This is a genomic window from Streptomyces sp. DSM 110735, from assembly GCF_016482685.1.
GTDB lineage: Bacteria > Actinomycetota > Actinomycetes > Streptomycetales > Streptomycetaceae > Streptomyces.
This window is the reverse complement of record NZ_JACYHF010000005.1, coordinates 1-14,812: the sequence shown is the minus strand read 5'-3', so window position 1 is coordinate 14,812 and position 14,812 is coordinate 1. Positions and strand designations below refer to the sequence as shown.

Annotated in this window: 6 protein-coding genes and 1 tRNA gene; 1 reads left to right on the top strand and 6 read right to left on the bottom strand. The window is 70.4% G+C overall.

Going from position 1 to position 14,812, the window contains the following annotated elements; translation table 11 throughout:
* Nucleotides 1-65 precede the first annotated feature (65 nt).
* The 4 genes from IF655_RS10195 to IF655_RS10180 form a co-directional block, all read right to left on the bottom strand.
* On the bottom strand, nucleotides 66-908 hold the full coding sequence (locus IF655_RS10195) for a helix-turn-helix domain-containing protein (protein WP_199583814.1): 843 nt from the start codon (nucleotides 906-908) through the stop codon (nucleotides 66-68).
* Nucleotides 909-1,224: 316 nt separating this feature from the next.
* A complete protein-coding gene (locus IF655_RS10190; RefSeq protein WP_199583813.1) occupies nucleotides 1,225-3,954 on the bottom strand; it encodes a DNA translocase FtsK in 2,730 nt (909 codons plus the stop codon).
* A 136-nt stretch (nucleotides 3,955-4,090) separates the two neighbouring features.
* Nucleotides 4,091-4,771 (bottom strand): two-component system response regulator, encoded by a 681-nt coding sequence (locus IF655_RS10185; protein ID WP_199583812.1) that lies wholly within the window; start codon nucleotides 4,769-4,771, stop codon nucleotides 4,091-4,093.
* Between the two features lie 294 nt (nucleotides 4,772-5,065).
* Entirely contained in the window at nucleotides 5,066-10,540 is a 5,475-nt protein-coding gene (locus IF655_RS10180) for a HAMP domain-containing protein (RefSeq protein WP_199583811.1), read from the bottom strand.
* A 438-nt stretch (nucleotides 10,541-10,978) separates the two neighbouring features.
* On the opposite strand from IF655_RS10180, the gene IF655_RS10175 reads away from it, so the two are divergent.
* The gene (locus IF655_RS10175; RefSeq protein WP_199583810.1) at nucleotides 10,979-13,729 is read left to right on the top strand and encodes a SpoIIE family protein phosphatase; all 2,751 of its coding nucleotides are present in this window, start codon (nucleotides 10,979-10,981) and stop codon (nucleotides 13,727-13,729) included.
* Nucleotides 13,730-13,809: 80 nt separating this feature from the next.
* On the opposite strand, the gene IF655_RS10170 is transcribed toward IF655_RS10175, so the two are convergent.
* Nucleotides 13,810-13,882: transfer RNA gene (locus IF655_RS10170), tRNA-Thr, on the bottom strand.
* 87 nt (nucleotides 13,883-13,969) lie between these two features.
* Entirely contained in the window at nucleotides 13,970-14,629 is a 660-nt protein-coding gene (locus IF655_RS10165) for a DegT/DnrJ/EryC1/StrS family aminotransferase (protein ID WP_199584231.1), read from the bottom strand.
* Nucleotides 14,630-14,812: the final 183 nt, after the last annotated feature.

Below are 14,812 nucleotides of genomic sequence, written 5' to 3'. Positions count from 1 at the left end.
ACGGGGTTGGCCACTGTGGCCAACCCCGTCGACATCACCGCTCACCCCGAGGTCACCCCGGTGGGTCAGCCCACCTCGGGATCGCCCTTGGTGTACGTCAGACGCTCCACGGCGCCCGGCCGGAAATCGTCGTCGATCTTCTTGCCGTTGACGTAGAGCTGGATCGCCCCGGCGTCGCCGAGGATCAGGTTGATCTTGGTGCTGTCCTGGAAGGTCTTGGACTGGCCCTTGTCGAGCAGCCCGTCGAAGAGCATCCGGCCGTTGTGGTCCTTGGCGGAGATCCAGCTCCGCCCGTTCGCCGCGCTGACCTGGACGGTCACCTTGTCCTGGGGGGCGGCGGCGATGGCGCTGTCGGACGGGTCGGACTTCGGCGTGGCGGGCTTGGCCGGGGCGGGCGTGGCGGACGGGGACTTGGTGACGGTGGGCGAGGGGCTGCCGTCGGCGGCCTGCGTGTCGCCGCCGCCGTCGCCGCCCTTGAAGGCGGTGAAGCCGACGAAACCGATCACGACGACGATCGCGGCGACCATGGCGGCCGTCCAGTTGGGCCCCCGCCGTTCGGGTCGGATGCGTTCGGCCTCGAACAGCGGCGCGGCCGGGGTGGGCGCGGGCCGTCCGCCGTGTTCGGCGTCGAACTGCGCGACCAGCGGCGCGGGGTCGAGGTGCACGGCGCGGGCCAGTGTGCGAATGTGCCCACGGGCGTACACGTCGCCGCCGCAGGGCGCGAAGTCGTCGGCCTCTATGGCGTGCACGATGGCGAGACGGACGCGCGTGGCGTTGCTGACGTCGCTCACCGTCAGACCGGCGGCCAGGCGCGCCTGCTTGAGGGCATGGCCGACGGAGGGGCGCTTTTCGTCGGGTACGTCGTGGAACGGACGCTCGTCTTCGGGGGAGTTGCTGCCGATGGACACGGGGGCGCCTTTCGAGCGTGTGAGCCACCTGTGCTGGAGGTTCAGTCTAGGCGGGGTACGAAAGGGTGGGGCAAGCGGGCGACGGGACTTTGTACGCCATCGGAATGGCCGGTCGGTCCGACGGCGGGACGGGGGAATCGGCTTCCGAAAGGAACCTCTACCCCGCATCTCGCTCAACTTGACGTACTGCGAAGGGAAACGGTTGCCCGCCGAGATCTAACGGGTGGATCACGGCGGTGCGGCCACCCGGCGCAACACCGACACGCCGGGTGGCCCGCTCTCCTTCAGCGTGTTAGGACGCGCTGCACGGCGGGTCCTAACCCTCAGACTCCCCCCGGATCACGGCGAGCACTCCGTCCAGCTCGTCAGGTTTCACGAGCACGTCACGGGCCTTCGAACCCTCGCTCGGACCCACGATGTTCCGCGACTCCATGAGGTCCATCAGCCGGCCCGCCTTGGCGAAGCCCACCCGCAGCTTGCGCTGGAGCATCGAGGTGGACCCGAACTGGGTGGAGACGACCAGCTCGGCCGCCTGGCACAGCAGGTCCAGGTCGTCGCCGATGTCCTCGTCGATCTCCTTCTTCTGCTTGGTGCCCACGGTGACGTCGTCCCGGAAGACGGGCGCCATCTGGTCCTTGCAGTGCTGGACGACGACCGCGACCTCTTCCTCGGTCACGAACGCGCCCTGCATACGGGTCGGCTTGTTGGCGCCCATGGGCAGGAACAGACCGTCGCCCTTGCCGATGAGCTTCTCGGCGCCGGGCTGGTCGAGGATGACGCGGGAGTCGGCCAGCGAGGAGGTCGCGAAGGCCAGCCGGGAGGGCACGTTGGCCTTGATGAGACCGGTGACCACGTCCACGGAGGGGCGCTGGGTGGCGAGCACCAGATGGATGCCGGCGGCGCGGGCGAGCTGGGTGATGCGCACGATGGCGTCCTCGACGTCGCGGGGAGCGACCATCATCAGGTCGGCCAGCTCGTCCACGATCACCAGCAGATAGGGGTACGGCTGCAGCTCGCGCTCGCTGCCGGGCGGCGGCGTGACCTTGCCCTCGCGCACCGCGCGGTTGAAGTCGTCGATGTGCCGGTAGCCGTAGGCGGCGAGGTCGTCGTAGCGCAGGTCCATCTCGCGCACGACCCACTGCAGCGCCTCGGCGGCCCGCTTGGGGTTGGTGATGATCGGCGTGATCAGGTGCGGGATGCCCTCGTAGGCGGTCAGCTCCACGCGCTTGGGGTCGACCAGGATCATCCGCACGTCCTCGGGGGTCGCGCGCATCATGATCGAGGTGATCAGGCAGTTGATGCAGGACGACTTGCCGGAGCCGGTGGCACCGGCGACCAGCATGTGCGGCATCTTGGCCAGCGAGTGCATGACGTACCCGCCCTCGACGTCCTTGCCGAAGGCGACCAGCATCGGGTCGTCGTCCTCGGCGGACTCCGCGAGGCGCAGCACGTCGCCGAGGTTGACCATCTCGCGGTCGGTGTTGGGGATCTCGATGCCGACCGCCGACTTGCCGGGGATCGGGCTGATGATCCGCACGTCCGGGCTGGCGACGGCGTACGCGATGTTCTTGGTGAGCGCGGTGATCCGCTCGACCTTCACGGCGGGACCGAGCTGGACCTCATAGCGGGTGACCGTCGGACCCCGGGTGAAGCCGGTGACGTCGGCGTCCACCTTGAACTCGCTGAACACCGTGCGCAGCGAGGCGACGATCGCGTCGTTGGCGGCGCTGCGCGACTTGCCGGGACCGCCGCGGGTGAGCAGGTCGAGCGAGGGCAGCGCGTAGGTGATGTCCCCGGAGAGCTGGAGCTGTTCGGCGCGCGCGGGCATCTCGCGGGGCTCGGGCGGCGGGGAGGACTTGGTGAGGTCGGGGACGCTGCCGGAGTCCGAGGAGGTGTCCCGCTTCGGCCGGGCGCCCGGAACCGGGGACGGCGTCGGCACCGGCGTCGTCTCCTCGCGGTCGCCCGTGCTCACGCCCTGGGTGAGGTCGGCGACCACCGGGGAGGGCGGCATCCCGTGCAGTACGGCGCCGTCGAGCGCGGCGGCCGCCGCGGCGGCGACGTCCACCGCGTCCATCGGTCGCTGCGGGTCGGGCTGGGGCGCGGCGGAGCGCCGGGGGCGGCTCCGGCGGCGCGCGAGGGCGTCCTCCTCGGCGCCGTCCGCGTCGTGGCCGTCTGGGGCGCCCCGGCGCGTCCGGGGGCGCCCCGCGGTGCCTTCGCGCCACTCCTCGTCGTACTCCGCGAACTCCCCGGCGTCGAAGGCGTCGACGCCCGGGTCGTGCACCACGCCCAGGCGCACGCCGAGCGCGCGCAGGCGCTGCGGAATGGCATTGACCGGCGTGGCGGTGACGACCAGCAGCCCGAACACGGTGAGCAGCACCAGCAGCGGCACGGCGAGCACCGCGGTCATGGTGTACGTCAGCGGGGTCGCCGCGGCCCAGCCGATCAGACCGCCCGCGTCCCTTATGGCGCGCATCCCGTCGCCGCGGGCGGGCGAGCCGCAGGCGATGTGGACCTGCCCGAGGACGCCGACGACGAGCGCGGACAGACCGATCACGATCCGCCCGTTCGCCTCCGGCTGCTCCGGGTGCCGGATGAACCGTACGGCGATCACGGCGAGCAGGACCGGGACGAGCAGGTCGAGCCGCCCGAAGGCGCCGGTGACCAGGATCTCCACCAGGTCGCCCACCGGACCCTGCAGATCGGCCCAGGTCCCGGCGGCCACGATCAGCGCGAGGGCGAACAGCAGCAGCGCCACGCCGTCCTTGCGGTGGGCCGGGTCGAGGTTCTTCGCGCCCTGCCCTATGCCCCGGAAGACGGCGCCGACCGCGTGCGCGAGACCCAGCCAGAGGGCGCGCACGAGCCGGTACACGCCCCCGGTGGGGCTGGGCGCGGGCTTCGCCGGAACCGGCTTGCGCGCCGGAGCCTTCCTGGCGACCGCCTTCTTGGCCGGTGCCTTCTTCGCGGGGGCCTTCCTCGCCGGAGCCTTCGCGGGAGCGGCCGCCTTTCTGGCGGGCTGCTTCTTGGCTGCGGAGGGACGTGAGGCCATGGGTGTGAGGTTACCGGTGAGGGCGACAACGGACACGTGTGCCCAGAGCTTCACCCGTTCGTGTCGCCCGTGCCGGGGCACGGAACTGACGTGCCCTCACGGACGCCCGCTCGGCGCGGGCGCCGGTTTCGGCACGTCAGTTCTGCGGCGGCAGCGGGGCTCCCCCGCCGTCCGCGCCCGGCTCCAGCGCGTCCAGCGCGCGCCGCAACCCGGTGAGCTTGCGCTCCAGATGGGCGGCGGTGGCGACCGCCGCCGCGTCCGCCGACTCCTCGTCCAGTTGCTTGGAGAGCGCCTCGGCCTGCTCCTCGACGGCAGCGAGCCGCGCGGACAGCTCCGCGAGCAGCCCGGCGGGTTCCTTGCCGCCGACCGCGTTCTTGCCGCCGCCCTCCAACTGGAGCCGCAGCAGCGCCGCCTGCTCACGCAGTTGGCAGTTCTTCATGTACAGCTCGACGAACACCGACACCTTGGCGCGCAGCACCCAGGGGTCGAACGGCTTGGAGATGTAGTCCACCGCGCCCGCCGCGTACCCCCGGAAGGTGTGGTGGGGGCCGTGGTTGATCGCGGTCAGGAAGATGATCGGGATGTCCCGTGTCCGCTCCCGCCGCTTGATGTGCGCGGCCGTCTCGAAACCGTCCATGCCCGGCATCTGGACATCCAGCAGAATGACCGCGAAATCGTCCGTGAGCAGTGCTTTGAGCGCTTCCTCCCCGGACGATGCCCGCACCAGCGTCTGATCGAGCGCCGAGAGGATGGCCTCCAGCGCCAGCAGATTCTCCGGCCGGTCATCGACCAGGAGGATCTTGGCCTTCTGCACCATGGCCCGCCCTCCTCGCCCCGGCGGTACACCGGGCGCCGCCCCAGGGGACGACTCCCTTTCGCCGCCCGTCCTTGTGCCGGTCATCGTAGCCGCACCCCGCCCGTCGCCACACCCTGTCACCGTGATGTCACTGTGCACGGAGCGGAAACGCGGGCCGGGCCCGGAACGTTCCCGGAATCCGGGATTCCGACACCTGCCGGGGATGTGAGTCCTCCGTCACATCCCGTCCTGTCACACCGTCACCGGGGCTCGCGGCACTGCCGCCACAACCCCGGCACCGGGATCGCCCGGCGCTCAGCCACCGTTCGATTCCGGCCGCATCCACTGTCGCATGACACCCAGCAGATGGTCCGGGTCGACCGGCTTGGTGACGTAGTCGGAGGCGCCCGACTGCAGCGCCTTCTCCCGGTCGCCCTTCATCGCCTTGGCCGTCAGCGCGATGATCGGCAGCCCCGCGAACTGCGGCATCCTGCGGATCGCCGTGGTCGTCGCGTAGCCGTCCATCTCCGGCATCATGATGTCCATCAGCACGACCACCACGTCGTCGTGCTGCTCAAGCACCTCGATGCCCTCGCGGCCGTTCTCGGCGTACAGCACCGCGAGGCCGTGCTGCTCCAGGACGCTGGTGAGCGCGAACACGTTGCGCACGTCGTCGTCGACGATCAGCACCTTCTCACCGCCGAACCGCACGGTGGACTCCGCCCGCGCCTCGCCCTCCTGCTGCTCGGCGGGCGCCTGAGGCAGCTCCAGGCGGGGTTCCGGGGTCGCGGAGCGACGGCGCCGCCGGAAGAGCGCGGCGGGCCCGTTCTGCGTCTCCCGGTACGACTTCACCTCGGCCGGGGTCTCGGTCTCCGCCGCCGACAGCTCCGTGGACACCCGCGCCTCGGAGGCGGCGACCAGCTCACCGGCCTCCAGTTGCGGCACGGACTGCTGGTAATAGCCCTGCGGCGGCAGCCCGTTGAGGTGCAGCGGCAGATACAGCGTGAACGTCGAGCCGCGCCCCGGCTCGCTCTGCGCGTGGATCTCACCGCCGAGCAACTGGGCGATCTCACGGGAGATCGACAGACCGAGCCCGGTGCCGCCGTACTTGCGGCTGGTCGTGCCGTCGGCCTGCTTGAACGCCTCGAAGATCACCCGCATCTTGCTCGCGGCGATCCCGATGCCGGTGTCGGTCACCGAGAACGCGATCAGCGGCGCGTCCGGATCGGTCAGCGAGCCCGCCTCCAGCAACTGCTCCCGGATGGACTGCGGTACGTCCGTCCCGGCGGGCCGGATCACCAGCTCCACCGAGCCCGAGTCGGTGAACTTCACCGCGTTGGACAGCAGGTTGCGCAGCACCTGGAGCAGCCGCTGCTCGTCCGTGTGCAGGGTCGCGGGCAGCTCAGGCGAGACCCGCACCGACAGGTCCAGCCCCTTCTCCGCCGTCAGCGGCCGGAAGGTCGCCTCCACGTAGTCCACGAGCTGGACCAGCGCGATCCGCGTCGGCGAGACGTCCATCTTGCCCGCCTCGACCTTCGACAGATCGAGGATGTCGTTGATGAGCTGGAGCAGGTCGGAGCCCGCACCGTGAATGGTCTCGGCGAACTCCACCTGCTTCGGGGAGAGGTTGGTCTCCGCGTTGTCGGCGAGCAACTTGGCCAGGATCAGCAGGGAGTTGAGCGGCGTACGCAGCTCGTGCGACATGTTGGCGAGGAACTCGCTCTTGTACCGCATCGACACCGCGAGCTGCTCGGCACGCTCCTCCAGGACCTGCCGCGCCTCCTCGATCTCGGTGTTCTTGACCTCGATGTCGCGGTTCTGCCGGGCCAACAGCTCGGCCTTCTCCTCCAGTTCGGCGTTGGAGGACTGCAGCGCCTTCTGCCGGTTCTCCAACTCCGCCGACCGCTCCCGCAGTTGCTCGGTCAGCTCCTGCGACTGCGCCAGCAACTGCTCGGTCTTGGTGTTGACCGAGATGGTGTTGACGCTGGTCGCGATCATCTCCGCGATCTGGCTGAGGAAGTCCCGCTGGATGTGCGTGAACCTGGTGAACGACGCCAGCTCGATCACGCCGAGCACCTTGCCCTCGAAGACCACCGGCAGCACGATCAGTTGCGCGGGCCGAGCCTCGCCCAGCCCCGAGGTGATCTTGAGATAGCCGGCCGGGGGCTCCACGAGCAGCGTGTGCTTCTCCTGCGCCACCGCGCCGATCAGCCCCTCACCGGGACGGAACGACGTCGGCATCGCCCCCGTCGTGCAGCCGTACGACCCCAGCAGCCGCAGCTCGTACCCGTCCTCGGAGTCGCCGCCGATCTCCTGGCCGTCCACCAGCGGCATCGCCAGGAAGAACGCGCCGTGCTGCGCCGAGACCACCGGCGTCAGCTCGCTCATGATGAGCGAGGCGACGTCCTTGAGATCACGGCGCCCCTGCATGAGCGCGGAGATCCGGGCCAGGTTGCCCTTGAGCCAGTCCTGTTCCTTGTTGACGATCGTGGTGTCGCGCAGATTGGCGATCATCTTGTTGATGGAGTCCTGGAGTTCCTGGATCTCGCCGGAGGCGTCCACGTCGATCTTCAGGTTCAGATCGCCGCGTGTCACGGCCGTGGCGACCTTGGCGATCGCGCGCACCTGCCGGGTCAGGTTCCCGGCCATCTCGTTCACGGACTCCGTCAGGTCCCGCCAGGTGCCGTCCACGTCCCGCACCCGCGCCTGACCGCCCAGGATGCCCTCCGTGCCCACCTCACGGGCCACGCGGGTGACCTCCTGGGCGAACGACGAGAGCTGGTCCACCATCGTGTTGATCGTCGTCTTCAGCTCCAGGATCTCGCCCCGGGCGTCGATGTCGATCTTCTTGGTCAGATCACCCTTGGCGATGGCCGTCGTCACCATCGCGATGTTGCGCACCTGGCCGGTCAGGTTGGACGCCATCCCGTTCACCGACTCGGTGAGGTCCTTCCACGTGCCCGCCACACCGGGAACGTGCGCCTGACCGCCCAGGATGCCGTCCGTACCCACCTCGCGGGCCACCTTGGTGACCTGGTCCGCGAACGAACTCAGCGTCTTCACCATGATGTTGATGGTGTCCGCGAGCTGCGCCACCTCGCCGCGCGCCTCGATGGTCACCTGACGGGTCAGGTCGCCGTTGGCCACCGCCGAGGCGACCTGCGAGATGTTGCGCACCTGCATGGTCAGGTTGTTGGCCATCAGGTTGACGTTGTTGCTCAGGTCCTTCCAGATGCCCGTGACACCCGGCACATGCGCCTGACCGCCCAGGATGCCCTCGGTGCCCACCTCACGGGCCACCCGGGTCACCTGCTCGGCGAAGCTGGAGAGCTGGTCCACCATCGTGTTGACCGTGGTGACCAGTTCGAGGATCTCGCCCTTGGCGTCGACGGTGATCTTCTTCGACAGGTCACCCTTGGCCACCGCCGTCGTGACCTCGGCGATGTTGCGCACCTGACTCGTCAGGTTGTTCGCCATGAAGTTCACGGACTGCGTGAGGTCCTTCCAGGTGCCCGAGACACCCTGGACCTCCGCCTGACCGCCGAGGATGCCCTCCGTGCCCACCTCACGGGCGACGCGCGTGACCTCCTGCGCGAACGAGGAGAGCTGGTCCACCATCGTGTTCAGCGTGTTCTTGAGCTCCAGGATCTCCCCGCGCGCGTCCACGGTGATCTTCTGGGAGAGGTCGCCGCGCGCCACCGCGGTCGCGACCTGCGCGATGTTGCGCACCTGGCCGGTGAGGTTGCCCGCCATGCCGTTCACCGACTCGGTGAGGTCCCGCCACACACCGGCCACACCCGGCACCTGCGCCTGACCGCCCAGGCGCCCCTCGGTGCCCACGTCACGGGCGACCCGGGTCACCTGGTCGGCGAAGGCGGAGAGCTGGTCCACCATCGTGTTGATGGTGTTCTTCAGCTCCAGGATCTCCCCGCGCGCGTCCACGCCGATCTTCTGCGACAGATCACCGCGCGCCACCGCCGTCGTCACCTGGGAGATGTTGCGCACCTGCATGGTCAGGTTGTTGGCCATGAGGTTGACGGAGTCCGTCAGCTCCTTCCAGGTGCCCGAGACACCGTCCACCCGCGCCTGACCCCCCAGGCGCCCCTCCGTGCCCACGTCACGGGCCATCCGCGTCACCTGGTCGGCGAAGCTGGAGAGCTGGTCCACCATGGTGTTCACGGTGTTCTTCAGCTTGAGCATCTCGCCGGAGACGTCCACGGTGACCTTCTGCGAGAGGTCGCCGTTGGCCACCGCCGTCGTCACCTGGGCGATGTTGCGCACCTGACCGGTCAGGTTGCGGAACGCGGTGTTGACCGAGTCCGTCAGGTCCTTCCAGGTACCGGCCGCGCCGGACACCTGCGCCTGACCGCCCAGCTCACCCTCGACACCGATCTCCCGCGCGACCCGGGTCACCTCGGCACCGAACGCCGAGAGCTGGTCCACCATGCCGTTGACGGTGTTCTTCAGCTCCAGCATCTCACCGGCCACGTCCACCGTGACCTTCTGCGACAGATCGCCGTTCGCCACGGCGGTCGTCACGGCCGCGATGTCCCGCACCTGCGTGGTCAGGTTCCGGAACACCGTGTTGACCGAGTCCGTCAGGTCCTTCCAGGTGCCCGCCGCGCCCGGCACATTGGCCTGACCGCCAAGGCGCCCCTCGGCGCCGACCTCGTTCGCCACCCGCGTGACCTCGTCCGCGAAGATCCGCAGCGTCTCGGTCATCTGGTTGATCGTCTCGGCGAGCTGCGCGACCTCGCCGCGCGCGGGCACCGTCACCTTCTGGGACAGGTCACCGTTCGCGACCGCCGTCGTCACCTGGGAGATCCCGCGCACCTGCGCGGTGAGGTTCCCGGCCATCGTGTTGACGGAGTCGGTCAGCTCCTTCCACACCCCGGCCACCCCGGGCACCTGCGCCTGACCGCCCAGGATGCCCTCGGTGCCCACCTCACGGGCGACCCGCGTCACCTCGGAGGAGAAGGACGAGAGCTGCTCCACCATCGTGTTGACGGTGTTCTTCAGCTCCAGCATCTCGCCCGCCACCTGCACGGTGACCTTGCGCGAGAGATCACCGCTCGCGACCGCCGTCGTCACCAGGGCGATGTCCCGCACCTGCGCGGTGAGCCGGTTCGCCATGGTGTTGACGGACTCCGTCAGGTCCTTCCACGAACCCGACATGCCCCGCACCTTGGCCTGACCGCCGAGCTTGCCCTCGGTGCCGACCTCGATGGCGACCCGCGTCACCTCGTCGGTGAACGTGGAGAGCTGGTCCACCAGGTTGTTGACGGTCCGGCCCACCTTGAGGAACTCGCCCCGCAGCGGATGCCCGGTCCCGTCCGGCGCCTCGGTGCGCAGATCCATGCGCGGCGACAGATCGCCCTCGGCGACCGCCGTCAGCACCCGGCTGACCTCCGAGACCGGCCACACCAGCTCGTCGACCAGCGCGTTGGAGTTCTCCACGGCGGCCGCCCAGGAGCCCTCGCACGCCCCCGTCTCCAGCCGCTCCGTGAGCTTGCCCTCGCGCCCGACCATGCGCCGCACCCGCGCCAGCTCACCGGTCAGATGCAGATTGCGGTCGGCGACCTCGTTGAAGACCGCCGCGATCTCCGACATCACCCCGTCGCCGGACACCGTGAGCCGCTTGCGGAAATTGCCGTCCCGCATGGCCTCCAGAGCCGACAGCAACCGGTTCAGGGCAGCGGTGTCCACGGTGGTGGTGCCCCCGCCCCTCCGCGCGGACGGTCCGCCCTTCGCGCGCGTCTTCGTGCCCCGCGTCGCTGCGCCAGACTCCACTGTGTCCCTCCCGGAGGGGTAGACCGTCACTGCCGTGCCCGGCTGCGCCGGCCCGGTGCGCCGCCGGCCGGCGCCCCGGATTGCTTCCGCGTACTCGTCACCGCCCGGCCGCTACGGCCGCCCGGCACTCCTGCCGTTACCGCTGTCCGCGAAGTTCCGGCCGCACCAGGGGCTGCTGCCCGCCGCTCACGGAACACACGCGGTCCGGCCGGACCTTCATCAAAATCCTGCCCAGTGTTTCACCCCGGCCGAACCAGGCCATAACAGTTCGGCAGCTTCGCACATCGTCCGCACACCCTGGGGGGTAAACACCGGTGACCGGCATCCGCTCGGACGGCGAAGGTAAGTAACCTTGCACCGGGCTGTCCAGCCGCACCGGCCCGCTCGGCCCCGCGCCGAGACGACGAAGAGCGGTTATCGGAGGGGCGGCCGCGGAGCATGACCGGAGCGATCCCGGGGGAACAGACCCCGGAGCAGGGGCCGAAGGGCGAGCGGATGCCGCGGCAGCGGCGTGAGCCCGCCGGTCCCATCGCCTTGCACGTAGACGACAGGTCAGGGAGTTCTGTGATCACCGCGCGCGCGGCCGCCAGCTTCGAGCCCGTGGGGCGATCGGTCGCGACCGCCCGGTCCTTCGTCCGCGACACCCTCCAGGGCTGGGGCTTCGCCGACATCGTCGACGACGCCGTGGTCCTCACCAGCGAACTGGTGACCAACGCCGTCGTCCACGCGGGCACCGAGGCCGAGGTCCTGTGCCTGCGCACCGAGCCCGGCGTCCGCATCGAGGTCTCCGACCGCTACCCCGAGCGCGAGGTCCCGCTGCAGAACGCCCACGCGGTCATGGGCAGCCCCGACCGCGAGGGCGGCCGCGGCCTCCAGCTCTGCGCCGCGCTCGCCTCCCGCTGGGGCGTGGAGTACACCTCCACCCACAAGAACGTCTGGTTCCAGCTCGACCTGCCCGAACGCCCGCTCGGCACCCGCACCGCCGGTCCCGCCCTGCCCCCCGACCTGCTGCCCACCGCCGACGGCCGGGTCCGCGTGGCCGTCCTCCAGATCGACCGCAAGGGCTCGGTCAGCGCCTGGAACGAGGACGCCGAGGACCTCTTCGGGTACGCCGCCGACGACGTCGTCGGCAAGCCGCTGACCGACCTCGCCGCCTGGCCGCACACCCCGGGCACCGGCACCGGCATCGCCGAGGCGCTCCAGCTCTCCCGCTGGGAGGGCAGCTACGGCGTCCGCCGCTCCGACGGCCGCGTCACCCCCGTCTACGCCTCCCACCTCAGAGTCCGCGACACCGAGGGCGAGCCCTCCACCGTCTGCCTCCTGGTCCGCGACCACGAGCGCGCCGTCCTCCAGACCCCCTCCCGCGGACCCGCGGGCGACCAGGGCGGCGCCGACGGCCCGAGCGCCGACCCCTTCGAGGTCTTCATCGGCTCCCCCGCCCCGGACGACCTCGACGGTCTCCTCCAGCGCACGGTCGAACGCGCCCGCGACATGCTCGACGGCGACTCCGCCTTCCTGCTCCTGGCCACCGACGACGAGACCGAACTGGAGGTCCGCGCCTCCACCGGACTGCCCTCCGCCCGCCAGCGCTTCGCCCGCGTCCCCGTCGAGGCGGGACCCGGCCGCTACGGCTCCGCCCGGATGCCCGCCGTCCACGAGGACCTCACCTCCGTGCCCGGCGCCGTCCCCCTCCTCGCCGGTACCGGCATGCGCTCGGTCGTCACGGTGCCGCTCAAGGTCGAGGGGCGCCTCACCGGCTCCCTGGGCGTCGCCGCCGAGGGACCCGGCCGCTACTCCAACGAGGAGGCACTGCGCCTGCAGTTCGCCGCCGACCGCATCGCCCTGGCCGTCGAATCGGCCCGCCTCGGCGAACTGGAACGGCTGCGCCGCGGCTCGCTCAGCTTCCTGGTCGAGGCGTCCGACCTGCTCGCCGGCACCCTCGACCGCGACCAGACACTGGCCCTCATGGCCCAGATGACGGTCCCGACCCTGGCCACCTGGTGCGCGGTCTACACGATCGCCGACCCCGCCTCCGACCCCTATCTGTCGTACGTCCTGCACGAGGACGAGGAACTCATCGACGGCATCAAGTCCCTGCTGTCGAAGATCCCCCCGCCCGAGCCCGTCCTCACCCCCGGCGCCCAGGTCTGGCCACTGCCCGGCGAGGTCGCCCACCAGGCGGCCCTGCGCAGCTCCATGCGCAGCCTCGGTCTCGGCGGCGGTCCCGCACAGCAGCTCACCGCGAGCATCGGACCGACCCTGGCGACCGCCTCCGCCGTCGGCGGCGAGACCGTGGTCCTCCCGCTGGTCGCCCGCAACCGCGTCATCGGCATGCTCACCCTGGGCAAGCCCACGGACGAACACTTCCGCCAGGAGATCCTGGAACTGGCCGAGGACCTCTCCCGCCGTGCCGCGCTCGCCCTGGACAACGCCCGCCTGTACTCGGAGCGCACGGCCATCAGCCAGTCCCTCCAGCGCAGCCTGCTGCCCCCGGGCCTGCCGCACATCGACGGCGTCGAGGTCGACGTCATCTACCGCGCGGCCGGCGAGGGCAACGAGGTCGGCGGCGACTTCTACGACCTCTTCCCGATCGGCGACGGCGCCTACGGCTTCGCCATCGGCGACGTCTGCGGCACAGGACCGAACGCCGCCGCCGTCACCGGACTCGCCCGGCACGCCCTGCGCCTGCTCGCCCGCGAGGGCCTGAGCGGCCCGGCGGTCCTGGAGCGCCTCAACTCCGCGATCCTCGACGAGGGCGACCGCAGCCGCTTCCTCACCCTGCTCTACGGCGAGTTGCGCCCCCAGCCCGACGGCGGCGCCGAGATGAAGATGGTCTGCGCGGGCCACCCGCTCCCGCTGCGCCTGCGTCAGAACGGCACGGTGGAAGCCGCCGCCGAACCGCAGCCCCTGCTCGGCGTGATCGAGGACCTGGAGCTGTACGAGCAGACGGTCACCCTCGACCCCGGCGACGTGCTCCTGTGCGTCACGGACGGCGTCACCGAACGCCGCGAGGGCGCCCGCATGTTGGGCGACGACGGCCTCGCCGACGTCCTCACCACCTGCACGGGACTCACCGCGGGCGCCGTGGCCGCCCGCATCCTGCGCGCGGTCGAGCGCTTCGCCTCCGACGCCCCGTCCGACGACATGGCGATCCTGGCCATGCGGGTTCCGGGCCTCCAACAGGACTGAGGCCCGGGGCCACCGGCCCCCGCGTCTGTCCCCCGGACATGCGAAAGACCCCGCCCGAAGGGGCGGGGTCTTTTTCGCTGAGCCCCCAAACGGAATCGAACCGTTGACCTTCTCCTTACCATGGAGACGCTCTACCGACTGAGCTATAGGGGCCTTGTCGCTTTCGAGGTTTCCCTCGCGGCAACAAGAAGATCGTACCCCGAACACGCACGGGTTCCCAAATCCGTTCGGGGCCGATCATCAAGCGGGCTGAAGAAGTCCGCCAAGAGCGTTGCAGGCAGCGGCGATCCGGTGCATCTCCCGCTTCGTCAGCGCGGCGTCCACGGGCAGCGCCAGCGTCTCGTCGGCGGCACGCTCGGTCTCCGGCAGCGACACACCGCGCCGGAATCCGGGCAGCCGGTGGACGGGCGTCCGCACGGGCACCCGGCAGTCAACTCCCTTGGCCCGCAGGGCCCGCGCGAACGCGTCCCGGTCCGGCCTGCCATTGCCCGGCACCCGCACCACGTACTGCTGATAGGTGTGCCCCTCGCCCCCGGCGGGAGTCCGCACCCCCTTGAGCCGCGCGTCGAGGTAAGCAGCCCGCTCCCGGCGGGAAGCCAGCTCGTCGTACGGCGTCTCGGACTCGCCGTGCTCCAGCACGAACAACCCGTGCCGCGCGGCGACCTCCCGCAACGCCCGGGTGTCCGCCTGCCGTCCGAAGCGATGTACGACAACGAGGGCCGCGGTGCGGGGAGTTGTCGCCGCCTCCACGGCAGCGGCGTCCAGGCAGTAGGTGACGGGGTCTATGTCGGCGAAGGCCGGCAGCGCGCCCGCGCGGGTCACGGCCTCGGCGATCTCCGCGTTCCCGAAGGCCGGTACGACGACCTCGTGACCGGCGCCCACACCGGCGGCCCTGAGCATTTCAGCGGTAGCCATGGGACCCATGGTTCGGGCGCGATATGAACGTAAAGTTAAGCAAAACAAAAAAGGGCTGGTCCCTGAACCGAAGTTCAGGGACCAGCCCTATCAAAAGGAGTTCGGCGGCGTCCTACTCTCCCACAAGGTCCCCCTTGCAGTACCATCGGCGCTGTGAGGCTTAGCTTC